This window comes from Massilia haematophila (genome assembly GCF_042647645.1).
GTDB classification, from domain to species: Bacteria; Pseudomonadota; Gammaproteobacteria; order Burkholderiales; family Burkholderiaceae_D; genus Telluria; species Telluria haematophila.
Genome location: NZ_JBHRVV010000001.1, coordinates 3,818,813 through 3,836,762, shown reverse-complemented (window position 1 = coordinate 3,836,762; position 17,950 = coordinate 3,818,813). Strand labels below are relative to the sequence as shown.

General features: G+C 66.6%; 16 protein-coding genes. 9 read left to right on the top strand and 7 right to left on the bottom strand.

What is annotated here, in order from left to right:
• Nucleotides 1-44: 44 nt before the first annotated feature.
• Genes ACFOPH_RS17015 through ACFOPH_RS17005 form a run of 3 tightly spaced genes read left to right on the top strand, consistent with a single transcriptional unit; the run spans nt 45 to nt 1,904 of the window.
• Nucleotides 45-716: a glutathione S-transferase gene (locus ACFOPH_RS17015; RefSeq protein WP_379736572.1), complete on the top strand. Its 672-nt coding sequence runs from the start codon at nt 45-47 to the stop codon at nt 714-716.
• Between the two features lie 7 nt (nt 717-723).
• Nucleotides 724-1,500, top strand: a complete 777-nt coding sequence (locus tag ACFOPH_RS17010; RefSeq protein ID WP_312551058.1) for a 5'-3' exonuclease — start codon at nt 724-726, stop codon at nt 1,498-1,500.
• Nucleotides 1,501-1,514: 14 nt separating this feature from the next.
• A complete protein-coding gene (locus tag ACFOPH_RS17005; protein ID WP_312551056.1) occupies nt 1,515-1,904 on the top strand; it encodes a response regulator in 390 nt (129 codons plus the stop codon).
• Here ACFOPH_RS17005 and ACFOPH_RS17000 read toward each other — a convergent pair.
• Entirely contained in the window at nt 1,873-2,622 is a 750-nt protein-coding gene (locus ACFOPH_RS17000) for a GAF domain-containing protein (RefSeq protein WP_379736569.1), read from the bottom strand. The two genes, ACFOPH_RS17005 and ACFOPH_RS17000, sit on opposite strands and share 32 nt — an antisense overlap.
• A 239-nt stretch (nt 2,623-2,861) precedes the next feature.
• Here ACFOPH_RS17000 and ACFOPH_RS16995 point away from each other — a divergent pair, with 239 nt between their 5' ends.
• Nucleotides 2,862-4,688, top strand: coding sequence for a putative bifunctional diguanylate cyclase/phosphodiesterase (locus tag ACFOPH_RS16995; protein ID WP_379736567.1), 1,827 nt, complete (start codon nt 2,862-2,864; stop codon nt 4,686-4,688).
• A 181-nt stretch (nt 4,689-4,869) separates the two neighbouring features.
• On the opposite strand, the gene mnmA is transcribed toward ACFOPH_RS16995, so the two are convergent.
• Both mnmA and ACFOPH_RS16985 read right to left on the bottom strand, forming a co-directional pair.
• Nucleotides 4,870-5,973, bottom strand: coding sequence for a tRNA 2-thiouridine(34) synthase MnmA (gene mnmA / locus ACFOPH_RS16990; RefSeq protein ID WP_312551380.1), 1,104 nt, complete (start codon nt 5,971-5,973; stop codon nt 4,870-4,872).
• Nucleotides 5,970-6,470, bottom strand: coding sequence for an NUDIX hydrolase (locus tag ACFOPH_RS16985; protein ID WP_312551379.1), 501 nt, complete (start codon nt 6,468-6,470; stop codon nt 5,970-5,972). Before ACFOPH_RS16985 ends, mnmA begins: the two co-directional genes overlap by 4 nt.
• Nucleotides 6,471-6,717: 247 nt before the next feature.
• On the opposite strand from ACFOPH_RS16985, the gene ACFOPH_RS16980 reads away from it, so the two are divergent.
• The 3 genes from ACFOPH_RS16980 to ACFOPH_RS16970 are packed head-to-tail and all read left to right on the top strand — an operon-like array spanning nt 6,718 to nt 9,660.
• A complete protein-coding gene (locus ACFOPH_RS16980; protein ID WP_379736565.1) occupies nt 6,718-7,830 on the top strand; it encodes a Re/Si-specific NAD(P)(+) transhydrogenase subunit alpha in 1,113 nt (370 codons plus the stop codon).
• 10 nt (nt 7,831-7,840) lie between these two features.
• The gene (locus ACFOPH_RS16975) at nt 7,841-8,197 is read left to right on the top strand and encodes an NAD(P) transhydrogenase subunit alpha (RefSeq protein ID WP_312551375.1); all 357 of its coding nucleotides are present in this window, start codon (nt 7,841-7,843) and stop codon (nt 8,195-8,197) included.
• Nucleotides 8,194-9,660: an NAD(P)(+) transhydrogenase (Re/Si-specific) subunit beta gene (locus tag ACFOPH_RS16970; protein ID WP_312551373.1), complete on the top strand. Its 1,467-nt coding sequence runs from the start codon at nt 8,194-8,196 to the stop codon at nt 9,658-9,660. Before ACFOPH_RS16975 ends, ACFOPH_RS16970 begins: the two co-directional genes overlap by 4 nt.
• Nucleotides 9,661-9,832: 172 nt before the next feature.
• On the opposite strand, the gene ACFOPH_RS16965 is transcribed toward ACFOPH_RS16970, so the two are convergent.
• From ACFOPH_RS16965 to ACFOPH_RS16950, 4 genes are read right to left on the bottom strand one after another with little or no spacing between them, the layout of a single operon-like run.
• Nucleotides 9,833-11,014: a UbiH/UbiF/VisC/COQ6 family ubiquinone biosynthesis hydroxylase gene (locus tag ACFOPH_RS16965; protein WP_379736562.1), complete on the bottom strand. Its 1,182-nt coding sequence runs from the start codon at nt 11,012-11,014 to the stop codon at nt 9,833-9,835.
• A 2-nt stretch (nt 11,015-11,016) separates the two neighbouring features.
• Complete coding sequence (gene pepP / locus ACFOPH_RS16960; RefSeq protein WP_379736560.1) at nt 11,017-12,345, bottom strand: Xaa-Pro aminopeptidase; 1,329 nt, start codon at nt 12,343-12,345, stop codon at nt 11,017-11,019.
• Nucleotides 12,342-13,061 carry an N-acetylmuramate alpha-1-phosphate uridylyltransferase MurU gene (gene murU / locus ACFOPH_RS16955; protein WP_312551369.1) on the bottom strand — a complete coding sequence of 240 codons (720 nt, stop codon included), beginning with the start codon at nt 13,059-13,061 and terminating at the stop codon, nt 12,342-12,344. Before murU ends, pepP begins: the two co-directional genes overlap by 4 nt.
• A gap of 20 nt (nt 13,062-13,081) precedes the next feature.
• Complete coding sequence (locus ACFOPH_RS16950; RefSeq protein WP_312551367.1) at nt 13,082-14,152, bottom strand: aminoglycoside phosphotransferase family protein; 1,071 nt, start codon at nt 14,150-14,152, stop codon at nt 13,082-13,084.
• 95 nt (nt 14,153-14,247) lie between these two features.
• On the opposite strand from ACFOPH_RS16950, the gene ACFOPH_RS16945 reads away from it, so the two are divergent.
• Together ACFOPH_RS16945 and ACFOPH_RS16940 are read left to right on the top strand one after the other, a co-directional pair.
• Nucleotides 14,248-16,476, top strand: a complete 2,229-nt coding sequence (locus ACFOPH_RS16945) for an LPS-assembly protein LptD (protein ID WP_379736557.1) — start codon at nt 14,248-14,250, stop codon at nt 16,474-16,476.
• Nucleotides 16,477-16,527: 51 nt separating this feature from the next.
• Complete coding sequence (locus ACFOPH_RS16940; RefSeq protein WP_312551363.1) at nt 16,528-17,946, top strand: peptidylprolyl isomerase; 1,419 nt, start codon at nt 16,528-16,530, stop codon at nt 17,944-17,946.
• Nucleotides 17,947-17,950 lie beyond the last annotated feature (4 nt).

Below are 17,950 nucleotides of genomic sequence, written 5' to 3'. Positions count from 1 at the left end.
AACAGTGCTAAGCTAGCGGTCCTTTCCACACTGCGGCCGCCGCCATGATCACCGTCCACCACCTGAACAACTCGCGCTCGCAGCGCATCCTCTGGTTGCTGGAGGAACTGGGCCTGGAATACGAGATCAAAAAATACCAGCGCGACCCGAAGACGATGCTGGCGCCGCCGGAACTGAAGGCCGTGCACCCGCTGGGCAAGTCGCCGGTGATCACCGACGGCGACACCGTGGTGGCGGAATCCGCCGCGATCGTCGAGTACCTGGTCGAGCGCTACGGCAATGGGCGCCTGGCGCCGACGGCCGGCACGCCGGAAAAGCTGAAGTACACGTATTTCCTGCACTTCGCGGAAGGGTCGGCCATGTCGCCGCTGTTGATGAAGCTCGTGTTCGACCGTGTCGAGAATGGCCCGATGCCGTTTTTCGTCAAGCCGATCGCGCGCGCCATCGCACGCAAGGTGAAGGACGGTTTCGTCAACCCGAACATCCGGGCCCAGCTCGACTACCTGGAATCGGAACTGGCGGCGCGGCCCTGGTTCGCCGGCCAGGAGTTCACGGCCGCCGACATCCAGATGAGTTTCCCGCTGGAGGCGGCCACCGCGCGCGGCGGACTGGGCGCGCAGTACCCGAAGCTCTCCGGCTTCGTGCAGCGCATCCATGCGCGTCCGGCCTACCAGCTCGCCCTCGAGCGCGGCGGCAAGTACGACTACGCGAGGTAAGACATCGATGGGAAAGCTGCTCGCGATCGACGGACTGAACATCGTGCGCCGGGTCTACGAAGCCAGCCCGGAGCCCGACTCCGACCTGAAGGCCAGCATCGCGCTGCGCCACGCGTTCTCGTCGTTCCGCAACGTGCTCGAGGCGCACGCGCCGACCCATGTGCTGGCCGCCTTCGACTACGGCGGCCAGACCTGGCGCCACGCGCTGTATCCGCGCTACCGCGAGCACCGGGCGCCGATGCCTTCGGTGCTGCGCGAGGCGCTGCCGGAATTCCAGGAACGCTTGACCCGCGCCGGCGTGCACGTCGCGATGCTGCCCGGGGTCGAGGCCGACGACGTGGTCGCGACCTGCGTGATGCGCTGGCTGCAGGAGAACCGCGGCGAGGCGATTGTCGCCACCACCGACAAGGACCTGCACGCCCTGGTCGCGCACGGCGCCCTGGTGTGGGACCATTTCAAGAACGAGTGGCACGACGACGCCTGGGTGCGCAACAAGTTCGGCGTCGCGCCCGAGCTGCTGCACGATCTGCTGGCGTTGATGGGCGACGCCACCGACGGCGTGCCGGGCGTGTCGAAGATCGGCATGAAGACCGCGGCGCGCCTGCTCAACGCCTACGGCAGCCTCGATGCCGTGATGGCCGGCGCCGGCATCCTCATGACGCCGCTGGGCGAGCGCCTGCGCGCCGAAAAAGAAATTTTGTATTTGTCGCGCCAACTGGTGCAGCTCAAGACCGACGTGCGCCTAGGCGTCACGTGGAAGATGCTGGCCTACGACGCGACCTGAATTGAAGGAACAGCATGCTCAAGGCAGTTTTGGTGGACTCGAACGCGATCTCGCGCGGCCTGTTGAATACGGTGCTGACCGACGGCAGCTACGAGGTCGTGGGGCAGACCCACACGGCCCACGGGGCGCTGCAGCTGGCCGCGAAGTTCCGGCCGCAGCTGATCTGCATCGCGCGCGAGCAGATCGAGGAGGGCGACGTCGTCGAGCAGCTGCGCGTCATGCTGCCCAAGACCTTCATCTTCATGGTCTCGGGCACCCTCGACGCGCCGACCATCCAGGCCGCCCTGGCGCGCGGCGTGCACGGCTTCATCGTCAAGCCCTTCAAGGCCGACGCCGTCCTGAAGACCATCCGCAATACCGTCATCGCCGCCGTCAGGAAGCAGCAGGCGGGCGGCGGCGCCTGATCTCCTCCATCGCGATTTTCGCCAGCTCGCACAGGGCGCGCAGCTCGCGCTCGCGCAGCCGGCGCGGCTCGCGGTCGAGCACGCACAGCGTCCCGAGCCGGTAACCTTGGGCGTCGAGCAGCGGCACGCCCGCATAGAAACGGATGTGCGGCGCGCCGGTCACCAGCGGATTGTCGGCGAAGCGCAGGTCTTGCCGCGCATCGAACACCAGCATCGGCTGCTCGTCCAGGATCGCGTGGCTGCAGAACGACTGCTCACGCGGGGTCTCCGCCAGCGCCAGGCCGACGCGCGACTTGAACCACTGGCGGTTCGCGTCGACCAGGGTGAGCAAGGCCATCGGACAATCGGTGACCTGGGCCGCGAGAAAGGTGAGGCGGTCGAACACGGCTTCCTGCGTGCTGTCGAGCAGGCCGCTGGCGGCCAGCGCCGCCAGGCGCGCCGTTTCCTCCGCCGGCAGCGGGCAGGGGGCCTCTCCGTTGCGCCAGGCGCCGAGCGCGTTGTCCTGCGCGGCGGCAGGCGGCTGCCCGGCGCGCTCGCGCAGCAGGGCGCTGACGGCGCTCAAGCGCACGCGGCGGTGCCCGCCCGGCGTCTTCCAGGCCGGCAGCGCGCCGTTCTCGATCCACTGCTGGGCCGTGCTGACTGCGATCCCGAGCAGCGCGGCCGCTTCGCGGGTCGTCAGGATCGGATCGTCCAGCGCGTCGGAAGTGGGTGCGGACATGACAAGAATTCTTTCAGACAGAAAAACTAACGACGTTATTTTACTTTAGGAAATAGAAAATTTATCGAATTTGATGATGCAGGTTGCCATAAAACTTACCACATCGTCTCCCATTCCCTACTCTTTACGGTTGGTTCGCAAGATTTTTGTTGACCTCGGGAAATTTGACGAACAAAATGGGGCTTGTCGTCATTTTCGTCATTTGAGCTGTTGCCTGGCTCAGCTTGCCAAGGAATTCCATGTCCCACTCCATCCCATCCGCGCAGCAGGAAGCCGAACGCCTCGATGCCCTGCGCAAGCTGGAGCTGCTCGATACCCCGCCCAGCGAGGCCTTCGACCGCATCACGCGCATGGCGGCGCAACTGTTCGACCTGCCGGTGGCCGCGGTGTCGCTGACCGACGCCGACCGCCAGTGGTTCAAGTCGCGGGTGGGCGTCGAACATGCCTCGATCCCGCGCGAGCGCGCGCCCTGCGCCCGGGTGACCGAGAGCGGCGGCCTGCTGGTGGTGCCGGACCTGAAGCGGGACGCCTGCTTCCACGACAGCCACCTGGCCAGTACCGGCGTGCGCTTCTACGCCGGCGCGCCGCTGCTGACGCGCGACGGTTACTGCCTGGGCGCGATGTGCGTGCTGGGGCCTGAGCCGCGCCAGATCACCGAGGCCGAGCGCAAGGGCCTCTCCGACCTGGCCTCGATGGTGATGGCCCAGATCGAGCTGCAGCATGCGTTCGGGCGTATCGACCCGATGAGCGGCCTGCCGAACCGCAGCCAGTTCATCGAAGACCTGGCCGATTTGGCCAACGAGCGCGCGCCAGGCGAGACGCGCCTGGCGGCGATGGTGAATTTGGTCACGCCCGAGCAGCTCAGCGACGCATTGCGCGCGCTGGGCGCCGCCTATCTCGACGAGATCGTCGGCGAGGCGGTGCGCATGCTGCGCGCGGCGATCGGCCCGGGGCGCAAGCTGTACCACGTGGCGGCAACCCAGTTCGTGTTCCTGGCCGAGCCGGGCGCCGACGTCAATCGTTTCTGCGATTGGCTCGGCTGCTGGCTCGACATGCGCGCCGGCGCCATGACGTCGCGCTTCGTGACCACCGCCACGATCGGCGTGGCGCCGTTCACGGTCGCCCGCAGCGATCCGCACGACGTCCTGCGCGACATGCACAGCGCCGCCCACGACGCCCTCGACGGCGCGCGCCGCGTGCGCGTGTTCTCGGCCGAGCAGAATGCGGTGTTCCTGCGCCGCTTCTACCTGGCCAACGAGTTCGGCGCGGCGCTCGAGAGCGAGGGCCAGCTGCGCCTGGTGTTCCAGCCGAAGGTCGAGCTGGCGACCGGCCGCTGCACCGGCGCCGAGGCGTTGCTGCGCTGGGACCACCCGGTATTGGGCGCGGTCTCGCCGGGCGAATTCTTCCCCGTTATCGAGCAGACCTCGCTGGCGCGCGCCACCACGCGCTGGGTGCTGGCGCGCGCGCTGCGCCAGCTGGCGGCCTGGCGCGCAGCCGGCCTGACGCTGCAGATGGCGGTCAACGTGTCGGCCGTGAACCTGCTCGAGATGGATTTCTGCGCCCACGTGACCGAGCAGCTGCGCCTGCACGGACTGCCGCCCGAGGCGCTGGCGCTGGAGATCACCGAAAGCGCGCTGATGAAGAACCGCGTGCTGGCGATGCAGACCTTGCACAGCCTGGCGGCGGCCGGCGTGCACCTGGCGATCGACGATTTCGGCACCGGCTACAGCAGCCTGGCCTACCTGCAAAGCCTGCCGGCGCGGGTGGTCAAGATCGACCAGAGCTTCGTGCGCGACGTCGACACCGACAGCCACAAGCGCGCCCTGGTGAGTACGATGATCAAGCTGTCGCACGACCTCGGGCACCAGGTCGTGGCCGAAGGCGTCGAGACCGCGGCGGTAGCGGGCTACCTGAGGGAAGCCGGCTGCGACCAGGTGCAGGGCTACCTGTACGCGCGCCCGCTGGCGGCCGCGGATTTCGAGCGCTGGATCTGCGCCAAGTGGACGCTGCCGAGGGTGCGTGCGGCGCGGCCGGCGGTGGATATGGTGGAGTTGAGCTGCGCTTGAACGTAGGGTGGGCACTTGTGCCCACGCGGTGATCGTTATCGGCTCCGTGATCGGGCTCGATGATCTTGCCGTCACCTATCACCGCGTGGGCACGAGTGCCTACGCCGGCCGCGCCCACCCTACAAAAACGGCGCACCGGATTTCTCCGGTGCGCCGTTTTTTATGCACGTAAAGCGAGAACTCAGCCCTTGACCATCCCGTCGATGATGCCGCCACCCAGGCAGATATCGCCGTCGTACAGCACGGCCGACTGCCCCGGCGTGACCGCCCACTGCGGTTCAAGGAACTCCAGCGCAAAGCGCTCCAGGCCGTCGGCGACGACTTCGCAGGCGACGTCCTGCTGGCGGTAGCGCGTTTTGGCCGACAGCATGCCGGCCGGCGGCTCGCCCGCGATCCAGCTGGCTTGGCCGGCCTCGAGACGGGCGGACAGCAGCCACGGATGGTCGTGGCCCTGCACGATATATAAGGTGTTGGTCGCGATGTCCTTGCGCGCCACGAACCACGGCTCGCTGGTGCCGTCGGCGTTCTTGTGCGACTTCAGGCCGCCGATGCCGATGCCCTTGCGCTGGCCGAGCGTGTAGAACGACAGGCCGATGTGTTCGCCCACGGTCTGGCCGTTGTCGAGCTTGATCGGGCCCGGCTTGTGCGACAGGTAGCGGTTCAGGAATTCGCGGAACGGGCGCTCGCCGATGAAGCAGATGCCGGTCGAATCCTTTTTTGCCGCGTTCGGCAATTGCAGTTTTTCGGCGATCTTGCGCACCTCGGTCTTCGGGATCTCGCCCAGCGGGAACAGCGACTTCGACAGCTGCGCCTGATTCAGGCGGTGCAGGAAGTAGCTTTGGTCCTTGGTGTGGTCGAATGCTTTCAGCAGCTCGAACTTGCCCGCGTCGTTCTGGCGCACGCGCGCGTAGTGGCCGGTCGCGATCAGGTCGGCGCCCAGCTTCATGGCGTGGTCGAGAAAGGCCTTGAACTTGATCTCGGCATTGCACAGCACGTCCGGGTTCGGGGTGCGGCCGGCCTGGTATTCGCGCAGGAATTCGGCGAACACGCGGTCCTTGTATTCGGCGGCGAAGTTGACGGCCTCGATGTCGACGCCGACCACGTCGGCGACGCTGGCCGCGTCGATCCAGTCCTGGCGCGACGAGCAGTATTCGGAATCGTCGTCGTCTTCCCAGTTCTTCATGAACAGGCCGACCACGTCGTAGCCCTGTTCCTTCAGCATCCATGCCGCGACCGAGGAGTCGACTCCGCCCGACATCCCGATCACGACTTTTTTCTTGCTCATGTTACGTCCGTTGTTGATAGCCCGCCCTCGAACACCGAAGGGTGGGTGTGCAGCAGCGCCAGTTCGGTGCGCTTGCCCGCCAGATAGTCGTCCACGCATTGCAGCACGATCGGGCTGCGGTGGCGTTCCGGGCAGGCGGCGATTTCGTCGCGCGTCATCCACAGGGTGCGCAGGATGCCCTCGTCGAGCGGCTGGTCGAACTGGCGGCCGGCCTTGCCGCAGAAGGTGAAGCGCAAATAGGTGACGTCGGCATTGCGCGACTTCGAGTGGTAGCGCGACATGTACATGCCGACCAGCGCCTCGGGAATGAATTCGTGCGCGGTTTCTTCCAGGGATTCGCGCACCACCGCCTGCTCGAGCGACTCGTGCGGGTCGAGATGGCCCGCCGGCTGGTTGAGCTTGATTCCTTCGCTTGTCTCTTCCTCGATCAGCAGGAAACGCCCATCGCGTTCGATGATGGCGGCAACGGTGACTGACGGTCTGAAGGTATGGGTCATGCGCGTCCTCGGAAATGAGCCGGTATTTTACAGTGCTGCGCAAAGCGTTGCTCGCCGGTACGTGTGCAGCGCAGCAAAAAAGCGCCAATTGCGTTGATCTGATACAAAAAAACAGCACATCCAGCCCCAGCTGTATCGTATTTGCCTCGAAAATGACCGGTCGGCCGGGATTGCCATTTTTAGTAGAAAAAATCCAATGTTTACGTGGTAGATTTCATATAGAAAACAAACAACCAGAGAGGCGTGCATGAGAATCGGCATACCGGCTGAGACACGGCCGGGCGAAACCCGCGTAGCAGCAACTCCAGAAACCGTCAAAAAACTGGCGGGCCGGCATGAGGTCCTGGTGCAGTCCGGCGCCGGACTGCATGCCGCCGTCGTCGACGATGCGTATGCCGCCGCCGGCGCCAGGATTGTCAATGCGGACGAGGCCTTCGGCGCCGACATGGTGCTGAAAGTGCGCGCCCCGAACGAGCTCGAGCGCAGCCGCATGCGGCCGGGCACGGTCCTGGTCGGCATGCTCAATCCCTTCGATACCGACAACCTCGCCGCCATGGCCAGCGCGCGCCTGACCGCCTTTGCCCTGGAAGCGGCGCCGCGCATCACGCGCGCGCAGTCGATGGACGTGCTGTCGAGTCAAGCCAACATCGCCGGCTACAAGGCGGTGATGCTGGCGGCGAACACCTATCAACGCTTCATGCCGATGCTGATGACCGCCGCCGGCACCGTCAAGGCGGCGCGCGTGCTGATCATGGGCGTCGGCGTGGCCGGCCTGCAGGCGATCGCCACCGCCAAGCGCCTGGGCGCCGTGATCGAAGCGTCCGACGTGCGCCCGCCGGTGAAGGAGCAGGTCGAGTCGCTCGGCGCCAAGTTCATCGACGTGCCCTTCCTCACCGACGAGGAGCGCGAGATCGCGCAAGGCGCGGGCGGCTACGCGCGGCCGATGCCGGCCGACTGGATGCGGCGCCAGGCCGAACTGGTGCACGAGCGCGCCAAACTGGCCGACATCATCATCACCACCGCGCTGATTCCCGGCCGCCCGGCGCCGGTGCTGATCAAGGAAGAAACGGTGCAGGCCATGAAACCCGGCTCGGTGATCGTCGACATGGCGATCGAGCAGGGCGGCAACTGCCCGCTGACGGAACTGGGCAAGACCGTCGTCAAGCACGGCGTGTACATCATCGGCGAGCCGAACCTGGCGGCGCTGGTCGCGGCCGACGCCTCGGCCCTGTACGCGCGCAACGTGCTGGACTTCCTCAAGCTCGTGATCGACAAGGAAGACAAGTTCTTCATCGACCGCGAGGACGAGATCGTGCGCGCGACCCTGCTGTGCGCGGACGGCGAAACGCTGCGCAAATAAGGAGACCGCCATGGACATCAGCCACACCATCATCAACCTGATCATTTTCGTGCTGGCGATCTACGTCGGCTACCACGTCGTCTGGACCGTCACGCCGGCGCTGCACACGCCGCTGATGGCGGTGACCAACGCGATCTCCGCCATCATCATCGTCGGCGCCATGCTGGCCGCCGCCCTGACCGAAGGCGCCCTCGGCCAGGTCATGGGCACGGTCGCGGTGGCGCTCGCCGCGGTCAACGTGTTCGGCGGCTTCCTCGTCACCCAGCGCATGCTGGAGATGTTCAAGAAGAAGGAGCCGAAACGGTCCGCCGACGCGGCGGCAGCGAAAGCCGCGCCGGAAGCATCGGCCACGAAGGAGGCCGCATGAACCTCATCAGCATGAACATGGTGACGCTGCTCTACCTGGTGGCGTCGGTCTGCTTCATCCAGGCCCTGAAAGGCCTGTCCTCGCCCAGCTCGGCGCGTGCCGGCAACGCCTTCGGCATGACCGGGATGGCGATCGCGGTGGTTACCACGATCGCCCTGATCTTCAAGCTGCAGGCAGAGTTCGCCGAGCGCAGCGGCGGCGGCATGGGCTTCACGCTGGTGCTGCTGGGCGTGGTGGTGGGCGGCGCGATCGGCGCCTACGCGGCGAAGAAGGTCGAGATGACCAAGATGCCGGAACTGGTGGCGGCGATGCACTCGCTGATCGGCCTCGCCGCGGTGTGCATCGCGATCGCGGCGGTGTCCGAACCCTGGGCCTTCAACATCGCCGAACGCGGCGGCGCGCTGCCCTTCGGGAATCGTCTCGAGCTCTTCCTCGGCACCTTTGTCGGCGCGGTGACCTTCTCCGGCTCGGTGATCGCCTTCGGCAAGCTGTCGGGCAAATACAAATTCCGCCTGTTCCAGGGCGCGCCGGTGCGCTTCGGGGGCCAGCACATCCTGAACCTGGTGCTGGCCATCGCCATCGTCGCCTTGGGCGTGGTGTTCTGCTTTTCGGATGCGGTGGAGCCGGCCTGGACGCCCTTCGTCATCATGGCGCTGCTGTCTTTCGTGCTGGGCGTGCTGATCATCATCCCGATCGGCGGCGCCGACATGCCGGTGGTGGTGTCGATGCTGAACTCGTATTCGGGCTGGGCGGCGGCCGGCATCGGCTTCTCGCTGAACAACTCGATGCTGATCATCGCCGGCTCGCTGGTCGGCTCGTCGGGCGCGATCCTGTCTTACATCATGTGCAAGGCGATGAACCGCTCCTTCTTCAACGTGATCCTGGGCGGCTTCGGCGGCGAAGCGTCCAGCGACGCCGGCGCCGGCGCGCAGGAGCAGCGTCCGGTGAAATCCGGCTCGGCCGAGGACGCGGCCTTCATCCTGCAGAATGCGGAATCGGTCATCATCGTGCCCGGCTACGGCCTGGCGGTGGCGCGCGCCCAGCACTCGGTGAAGGAACTGGTCGACAAGCTGACCGAACACGGCGTCACCGTGCGCTACGCGATCCACCCGGTGGCCGGACGCATGCCGGGCCACATGAACGTGCTGCTGGCCGAGGCCGAAGTGCCCTACGACCAGGTGGCCGAGATGGAAGACATCAATGGCGAGTTCGGCCAGACCGACGTGGTGCTGGTGCTGGGCGCGAACGACGTCGTGAACCCGGCCGCCAAGGACCCGAAATCGCCGATCGCCGGCATGCCGATCCTCGAGGCCTATAAAGCCAAGAGCATCATCGTCAACAAGCGCTCGATGGCCTCAGGTTATGCGGGCCTGGACAACGACCTGTTCTACCAGCCGAACACGATGATGGTGTTCGGCGACGCCAAGAAGGTGATCGAGTCGATGGTCAAGGCGGTGGAGTAGGTAGGCGTTGCTATTGTAGGGTGGGCGCCCCGTGCCCACGCGTGAAGCCTGCGTCGTGTTGGCGTGCATAAGCGCTGCGTCTGCTCATCGTTTACGCGTGGGCACGGGGCGCCCACCCTACGGATTCAGGCGCAGATGGAATGGGTGAGCAAGGTATGACCCACGCCGCGGATCAGCCCTGCCGGTGCGGCAGGAACGACGAGCCGCCGCGGCGGCCGTACATCATGACTTCGGCCAGCAGCGTGCGCGCCGGCTTTACCGCGTCGAGCGTGGCCAAGCCCAGGCCGAAGACCGATTGCAGCGGCCCGCTGCCGACAAAGGCGCGTGCCATGGCGTCGGTGAGGGCGATGGTCAGCTTGCGGTCCTGGGCGCGTTCGTCCAGGAAGCGGCCGATGCCCTCGGGACCCGGGCAGCGCGCCAGCAGCCGCGCCAGCACGGCGGCGTCGCGCAGGCCCAGGTTCAGGCCCTGGCCGGCCACCGGGTGCAGCGTCTGCGCCGCATTGCCGATGGCGACCGTGCGGGTGGTGGCGTGGGCCTCGGCGTTCAGGCCGAGCGGATAGCTCATGCGCGGCGACACCTTGGTGAAACGGCCCAGGCGGCCGCCGAAGGCGTCGTTCAGTTCAGCCAGGAAGCGGCTTTCTTCCATCGCCTGCAGTGCCTGCGCGCGTTCCGGTTTCACGCACCAGACCAGGGCATAGTGATGGCCGTCGGCGCCGTCCTGCGGCAGCAGGGCCAGCGGCCCCTCGTCGGTGAAGCGCTCGAAGGCGCGGTGCGGGATCGGGCTGCTGCTCGAGACGCGCGCGATCACGGCGCTCTGGCCGTAGTCGCGCGTGCGTGCCTTGTCTTCCTGCTGGCCGAACACGCCGCCTTCGGCGCCGACCGCGACCTGGCTCGTCAGCGTGCGGCCATCGTCGAGGGTGATGGCAACGTGGTCGGCGCCTTCGTCGAGCGACGCGACGCGCGCCGGGCGGATCACCTCGACGCCCGCGCGGTCGACCGCGCGCGCCAGCGCATCGACCACTTCGCCGTAGCGGGTGACGTAGCCGAGCGCGTCGAGATCATGCTCGTCGCGGTCCATCAGGCTGCGTCCCAGGTGGCCGCGGCGCGAGACGTGGATGCTGTGGATCGGTGTTGCCGGGAATGGCCAGGCGCCGATTTCTTCGAGCAGCATGCGGCTACCCCAGGCCAGCGCGATCGAGCGCGGGTCGGAAATCGACTGGCCGAGCGCGCGTGCGTCGATCAGGGCGATGCGGCGGCCGTCGATGCCGCGCCGCGCCAGCAGGGCGGCGAGCGCCAGGCCGACCGGACCGGCGCCGCAGATCGCCACTTCATAGGTGTCGTGATGCTGTTCCATGTTCAATTCCCCATCAGGGCCTCGATCTCGGCCACCGTCTTCGGCGCCGCGCCGGACAGCACGCGGGCCCCGCCATCATCGACGATCACGTCGTCCTCGATGCGGATGCCGATGTTCCAGAATTGTTCGGGCACGCCCGGCGCCGGGCGCACGTAGATGCCCGGTTCCACCGTCAGCGCCATGCCGGCCAGCAGCGGACGCGAAGGTTTGTCGTCGCGCGCCAGGTCGCGGTAGACGCCGGCGTCGTGCACGTCCAGGCCCAGCCAGTGACCGGTGCCGTGCATGTAGAACTGGGCATGGGCGCGCTCGGCCAGCACGTTCTCGACGCTGCCGTATTTCGCCTTGTCGAGCAGGCCGAGTTCCAGCATGCCCTCGACCAGCACGTCGACGGCGGCATCGTGGAAATCGCTGTAGCGGCGGCCCGGGACGATCGCCGCCAACGCCGCTTCCTGGGCGCGCAGCACCAGTTCGTACAGGGTTTTCTGCGGCGCGCTGAAGCGGCCGTTGACCGGGAAGGTGCGGGTGATGTCGGACGCGTAGCTGTCGAACTCGCAGCCGGCGTCGATCAGCACCAGGTCGCCGTCGCGGGTCTGCGCGTTGTTGGCGTTGTAGTGCAGGATGCAGGCATTGGCGCCGCTCGCCACGATCGGGGTATAGGCCGGGAACTGCGCGCCGTTCCTGCGGAATTCGTAGAGCAGCTCGGCCTCGATCTCGTACTCGAACATGCCGGGTTTGGCCGCGCGCATGGCGCGCAGGTGGGCGGCGCCGGCGATGCTCGCGGACTTCGCCATCAGCGTCTGTTCAACGTCGTCCTTCAGCAGGCGCATCTCGTCGAGCAGTGGCAGCAGGTGGTGAATGCGCGCGGGCGCCGTCACGCCCGAGCGCGACTGCCCGCGTACTGCCTTCAACCACCCGGCGACCTGGGCATCGAAGGCCGGGCTGTGGGCGTTCGCGTAGTACAGGGCGGGAGCGTCGGCCAGCAGGCGCGCCATCTGTGCGTCGAGTTCGCCGATCGGATACGCCTCGTCGAAGCCGAAGGCCGTGCGCGCCGCTTCGGGGCCATGCCTGAAACCTTCCCAGATCTCGCGCTCGACGTTCTTCTCGCGGCAGAACAGGATGGAGCGCGCAGGTGTGCCGCCGTTCGCGGCGACCAGCACCAGCACGCTTTCCGGTTCCGTAAAGCCCGTCAGGTAATAGAAATAGCTGTCGTGCCGGTAGGGATACTCGCTGTCGGCGTTGCGCAGTGCTTCCGGCGCCGTGGCCAGCACCGCCACCGCGCCCGGCTCGATGGCCGCCGCCAGGCGGGCGCGGCGCGCGGCGAACGGGTTCACGCGCCGGCCCTCCGGGCCAGCGGCGCGTTCAGTTCCTCGAGCTGTTCGACCGTGCCGACGTTGACCCAGGGGCCGGTGTAGATCTCGCCGCCGACGCGCTTCATGTCGATGAACTTGCGCATCAGGGGACCGAACTTGAGGAACTCGCCGGCCCGGACGCCCTCGAACATCTCGGGACGGTAGACGCCGATGCCGGCGAAGTTCCACTTCGGATCGCCGTCATTGGCCAGCGTGTACATGTCCAGGCCGAAGTCGCCGTCCGGGTTGTGCCAGGGGTTGGGCGTCAGATACAGCCAGGCGATGTCGCGTTCTTCGGGCGGAATCGGCTGGCCCAGCATGTCGTTGTCGGGCAGCGCCTCGAGCACCTGGGAGAAATCGAAGTAGGGCGCGTAGATGTCGCCCGACACCGCCAGGAAGGGTTCGCCGCCCAGCAGGTGCAGTGCGTTGGCGATGCCGCCGGCCGTCTCCAGCGGGGTCGGCTCGTGCGAATACACGATGCGCGCGCCGTACTTGCTGCCGTCGCCCAGCTCCGCCTCGATCATGTGGCCGAGGTGCGAATGGTTGATGACGATGTCGACAATCCCGGCGCGCACCAGGTTCAGGACGTGCCAGGTGATGAGCGGACGGCCGCGCACCTTGAGCAGGGGTTTCGGGCAGGTGTCCGTCAGCGGACGCATGCGCTCGCCGCGGCCGGCGGCGAAGATCATGGCTTTCATGGGCTTCTCGAAAAATGCGCTTAGAACGTGTAGCCGACCTGCGGCGCGGCGCCGTCGCCAAAGGCGTCGAAGGCGTCGAGCAGGCGCAGCAGCGGTTTCAGTTCGGTGTAGCGGTTGGCGGTCTTGCGCACGTAGTCCATCACGGTCGGCAGGTCGCCCATGTAGATCGGCTTGCCGTCGCGGTAGTTCAGGCGGCAGAAGATGCCCAGGATCTTCAGGTGGCGCTGCAGGGCCATGAATTCGAAGTCGCGGTAGAAGGCGTCGATGTCCGGGTTGACCGGCAGGCCGACCTGCTTCGCGCTCTGCCAGTAGCGCACCACCCAGTCCAGCACGATCTCTTCGTCCCACTGGATGTAGGCGTCGCGCAGGAGCGAGGCCAGGTCGTAGGTGACCGGGCCGTAGACGGCGTCCTGGAAGTCGAGCACGCCCGGGTTGCCCTGGTCGAGGAACATCAGGTTGCGCGAATGGAAGTCGCGGTGCATGAACACCTGCTGCTGCGCCAGCACATTATTCGTGATGGTCTCGAACACCTTGTCGAGCTGCGCCTGCTGGGCCTCGTTCATGGTCACGCCGAGGTGGCGGCCGAGGAACCATTCCGGGAACAGGTTCATTTCGCGCAGGACGAAGGCGCGGTCGAACTCGGGCAGCACGCCGGGCTGGCTGTGCAGCTGGAACTTGATCAGGGCGTCGACCGCGTCCGAATACATGAAGGCGGCGTTGTCGGGATCGAGGCGCTGCAAATACGTGGTGGTGCCCAGGTCCGACAGCAGCAGGAAGCCGCGTTCGATGTCGCGCGCGACGATCGCCGGGACCGTCACGCCGGCTTCCTGCAGCAGGCCCTGGACGTGGATGAAGGCCGGGACGTTCTCGCGCTCGGGCGGGGCATCCATGGCGATCAGGGTGTCACCCAGTTTCTCGCGTAGCGCCGGCGCCACATCCAGGCGGAAATAGCGACGGAAGCTGGCATCCGACGAAGCCGGGCGGCGCGAACCGACTTCCACCAGGTCGAGCGAGCCCAGCCATTCGGTGAGCAGGGTCAGGCGTGCATCCTGCTCGGCGGAAGTAGGAATGTTTTGATACAAAGAAGACATGAAACGTCCAGGTGAAACCGGTTGAGGGAGAGTATTCCCATATAATAAGGGATTCAATCCAAAAAATCGCCCTTTATGGTGCAGCCCAAGAATCCATGAGCTGGTTTACGGCCCTACCATTCCCGCAGCGGCGGGCAGTTGCCTTGTCCGCCCTCGTTACCGTGGCCTCGGGGCCCTTGCACGCGCAAGTCGCGCCGGCTGCGCCCCCCGCCAACGAACAGGATCTTCCCGTCACCGTGCGCGCCGAGGAAATCGGCGGCCGCCCGGACCGCGAGATCAACCTCAACCGCGACGTCGAGATCACCCGCGGCCAGACCAGGATGACCGCCGACACGGCCTGCTACCGCCTGGTCGAGGACGAGGTCACGGCCAGCGGCAACGTCAACATGTGGCGTTTCGGCGACCGCTACCAGGGCGATGCGCTGCAGCTGAACCTCGAGACCGGGCGCGGCTGGGTGCTCAACCCCCAGTACCGCCTGCAGGTGAACAATGCCCAGGGCCGGGCCGACCGCATCGATTTCCTCGGCGAGAACGAGGCCCTGGTGGTGGACGGCACTTACAGCACCTGCGAGGGGACGAACCCCGACTGGTACCTGAAGTCGAGCACCCTGCGCCTCGATTCCGGACGCGACGTCGGCACCGCCGGCAAGACCGTCATCTATTTCAAGGACGTGCCGATCCTCGGCACGCCGGCCATGTCGTTCTCGCTCTCGGGCGCGCGCCGCTCGGGCTGGCTGCCGCCCTCGATCGGCTTCGGCTCGAAGGGCAAGACCGAGATCATGGTGCCGTATTACTTCAACATCGCGCCCAACCGCGATTTGACGGTATTCCCGCGCATGATGTTCGACCGCGGCCTGCAGCTGGGCGCGACCGGCCGCTACATCGGCGCCACCGACGGCGGCACCTATGGCGGCGAAACCCACTTCGAGGGCCTGCGCAACGACCGCATTTCCAACACCGACCGCTGGCTGGTCGACTCGCTGCACAACCAGCAGCTGAGCCCGAACTGGTCCTACGGCTGGAACCTGCATGCGGCCTCGGACGACCAGTACCTCAGTGATTTCTCGCGCTCGGTCTCGACCAGCGCCGAGCGCCAGCTGGTGCGCGAGGTCTACACCAACTACGCCACCCAGTACTGGAACCTGAGCGCGCGCGCCCAGAACTTCCAGGTGCTGCAGGAACCGGCAGCGGCGGCCAATCCGGCGCTGGCGATCCCGAAGCCCTACGCGCGCCTGCCGCAGATTAACTTCCACACCGGCCGTTTCGACGTCAACGGCTTCGACTGGGCCATCGACGCCGAGGCGACCCGCTTCACCCACTCGACCTGGGACAGCGGCAACCGCGCGGTGATGATCTCGCAGGTGAGCTATCCCTGGGTGCGTCCGGGCTACTACATCACGCCCAAGGTGATGTTCCATGCCAGCAGATACGACATGGACAGCAACGCCGGCCGTCCGACCAGCCTGTCGCGCACGCTGCCGACGTTCTCGGTCGACGCCGGCATGGTGTTCGAGCGCGAAGCCAGCCTGTTCGGCACCGCCGCCACCCAGACGCTGGAACCGCGCCTGTTCTATGTGCGCACGCCCTACAAGAACCAGGACGACTTCCCGATCTTCGATAGCGGCGAGGCCGGCTTCAGCTACGCCCAGCTGTTCAGCGAGAACCGTTTCGTCGGCAACGACCGCGTCTCCGACGCCAACCAGCTGACGGCGGCCGTGGTGTCGCGCTTCATCGAGAGCAGCGGCGCCGAGCGCCTGCGCCTGGCCTTCGGCCAGCGCTTCTACTTCACCGAGCCGCGCGTGCAGCTGCCGGGCCGCCCGGTGCAGGACCGCAAGGACCGCTCCGACCTGCTGCTGGCGGCGTCCGGCCGCATCGTCGAGAACCTGAACGTCGACGCCAGCGTACAATACGACGCGACGAGTTCGAGTGTGTACAGCCGCAACTACGGCGTGCGCTGGACCCCGGGCCTGCTGAAGGTGCTCAACGCCGAGTACCGCTACGTGCGCGACAGCTTCCGCAACGCCGACATCTCGGGTCAGTGGCCGCTGTCGAAGCGCTGGTTCGGCGTCGGCCGCGTCAGCTATTCGCTGCAGGACCACAAGGTGCTCGAGAGCCTGGTCGGGCTCGAGTACAAGGCCGATTGCTGGATCTTCCGGATGGGCGCGCAGCGCTTCGTGACGGCGGCCCAGTCGACCTCGACGCCGGTGTTCTTCCAGCTCGAGCTCAACGGCCTGTCGGGCATCGGCATGGGCAACCCGCTGGATTCGTTTTACAAGAGTATTCCCGGCTATACGCGGCTGAACACCAACGTCGGCCGTCCCTGATCGACCGGGACCATGGATGTTTTTTTGACCTGAATGAGTGCTTCCCAGATTATGCGTACTACCCGTTTGCATCACCTCCAGCTCGCAGCGGCGCTGCTGTGCGCGCTCACGGCCGGCACCGCGTTCGGCCAGGCCGCTCCAACGGCCGGTGCTCCAGCCAATGCCAATCCGGCAACCGGCACCGCCCCGGCCAATCCGGGCAGCGGCTTCCTGCCGCCGGCCTCGAGCAGCGCCAAGGTCGTCGACGCCGTCCGCGTCGTCGTCAACGACGAGGTCATCACCCGTAACGAAGTGCGCAACCGCGTGGCGCAGATCGTCCAGCGCCTGCGCGCCCAGAACACCCAGCTGCCGCCGCAGGAAGACCTGGAGCGCCAGGTGATCGAGGCGATGATCGTCGAACGCGCCCAGGTCCAGCTGGCCAAGGAAATGGGCGTGCGCGTCGACGACCGCATGCTCGACGCCGCCATCGGCCGCATCGCCCAGGAACAGAAGATGTCGGTCCAGGAAATGCGCAACCAGATGGAAAAGGAAGGCATGGCCTTTGCGGCCTTCCGCGAAGAGATCCGCAACGAGATCATGATGCAGCGCCTGCGCGAGCACGAGGTCGACAGCAAGATCCAGGTCTCGGACGCCGAGGTCGACACCTTCCTGGCCGCCGAGAAGGCCGCCGCCGCCGACCGCATCGAGGTCGACATCGCCCAGATCCTGGTCGGCATTCCGGCCAACGCCACGCCCGAGCAGATCGCCGCGCGCAGCGCCCGCGCCGAAGAGGTGATGCGCCAGTTGCGCACCGGCGCCGATTTCGCCAAGGTCGCCGCCACCTATTCCGACTCCGCCGACGCCCTGAAGGGCGGCGTGGTCGGCTGGCGCGAGGCGGACCGCCTGCCGCCGGTGTTCGCCAACGCGCTGCGCAAGCTCAGCCCGGGCCAGGTGACGCCCATCATCAAGACCAACATCGGCTTCTACATCCTGAAGCTGAACGACAAGCGCAGCCTGGCGAACAACACGCCGGAGCAGTCCGTGGTCGAGCAGACCCGCGCGCGCCACATCATGATGAAGGCGACGCCGACCATGTCGGCCGACGAAGTCAAGCGCAGGCTGGAAGAAATGCGCGCCAAGATCGAGAGCAAGGCCGCCACCTTCGAGGACCTGGCGCGCCAGAACTCGCAGGACAACAGCTCGTCCACCAAGGGCGGCGACCTGGGCTGGCTGTATCCGGGCGACGTGATGCCGGAATTCGAGGCCGCCATGGCGGCCATGAAGCCGGGCGAGCTGTCGGGCGTGGTCCAGACCCCGTTCGGCTTCCACCTGATCCAGGTCCTGGAGCGCAAGAGCGAAGACGTGACCCTGCAGAAGGAACGCAGCCGCGCGCGCGCCATCATCCGCGAGCGCAAGCTGGGCGAAGCCTTCGAGGACTGGGCGCGCCAGGTGCGCGACCGTGCCTACGTCGAGTATCGCGAGGAGCAGTAAGCCC

Excerpts from the sequence above, each read along its gene's own strand:
- ACFOPH_RS17010 (WP_312551058.1), top strand. The coding sequence starts at position 724 with ATGGGAAAGCTGCTCGCGATCGACGGACTGAACATCGTGCGCCGGGTC.
- ACFOPH_RS16980 (WP_379736565.1), top strand. The coding sequence starts at position 6,718 with ATGAGAATCGGCATACCGGCTGAGACACGGCCGGGCGAAACCCGCGTA.
- ACFOPH_RS16940 (WP_312551363.1), top strand. The coding sequence starts at position 16,528 with ATGCGTACTACCCGTTTGCATCACCTCCAGCTCGCAGCGGCGCTGCTG.
- mnmA (WP_312551380.1), bottom strand. The coding sequence starts at position 5,973 with ATGAGCAAGAAAAAAGTCGTGATCGGGATGTCGGGCGGAGTCGACTCC.
- ACFOPH_RS16985 (WP_312551379.1), bottom strand. The coding sequence starts at position 6,470 with ATGACCCATACCTTCAGACCGTCAGTCACCGTTGCCGCCATCATCGAA.
- murU (WP_312551369.1), bottom strand. The coding sequence starts at position 13,061 with ATGAAAGCCATGATCTTCGCCGCCGGCCGCGGCGAGCGCATGCGTCCG.
- ACFOPH_RS16945 (WP_379736557.1), top strand. The coding sequence starts at position 14,248 with ATGAGCTGGTTTACGGCCCTACCATTCCCGCAGCGGCGGGCAGTTGCC.
- ACFOPH_RS16965 (WP_379736562.1), bottom strand. The coding sequence starts at position 11,014 with ATGGAACAGCATCACGACACCTATGAAGTGGCGATCTGCGGCGCCGGT.
- ACFOPH_RS17015 (WP_379736572.1), top strand. The coding sequence starts at position 45 with ATGATCACCGTCCACCACCTGAACAACTCGCGCTCGCAGCGCATCCTC.
- ACFOPH_RS17000 (WP_379736569.1), bottom strand. The coding sequence starts at position 2,622 with ATGTCCGCACCCACTTCCGACGCGCTGGACGATCCGATCCTGACGACC.
- ACFOPH_RS16995 (WP_379736567.1), top strand. The coding sequence starts at position 2,862 with ATGTCCCACTCCATCCCATCCGCGCAGCAGGAAGCCGAACGCCTCGAT.
- ACFOPH_RS16950 (WP_312551367.1), bottom strand. The coding sequence starts at position 14,152 with ATGTCTTCTTTGTATCAAAACATTCCTACTTCCGCCGAGCAGGATGCA.
- ACFOPH_RS16975 (WP_312551375.1), top strand. The coding sequence starts at position 7,841 with ATGGACATCAGCCACACCATCATCAACCTGATCATTTTCGTGCTGGCG.
- ACFOPH_RS17005 (WP_312551056.1), top strand. The coding sequence starts at position 1,515 with ATGCTCAAGGCAGTTTTGGTGGACTCGAACGCGATCTCGCGCGGCCTG.
- ACFOPH_RS16970 (WP_312551373.1), top strand. The coding sequence starts at position 8,194 with ATGAACCTCATCAGCATGAACATGGTGACGCTGCTCTACCTGGTGGCG.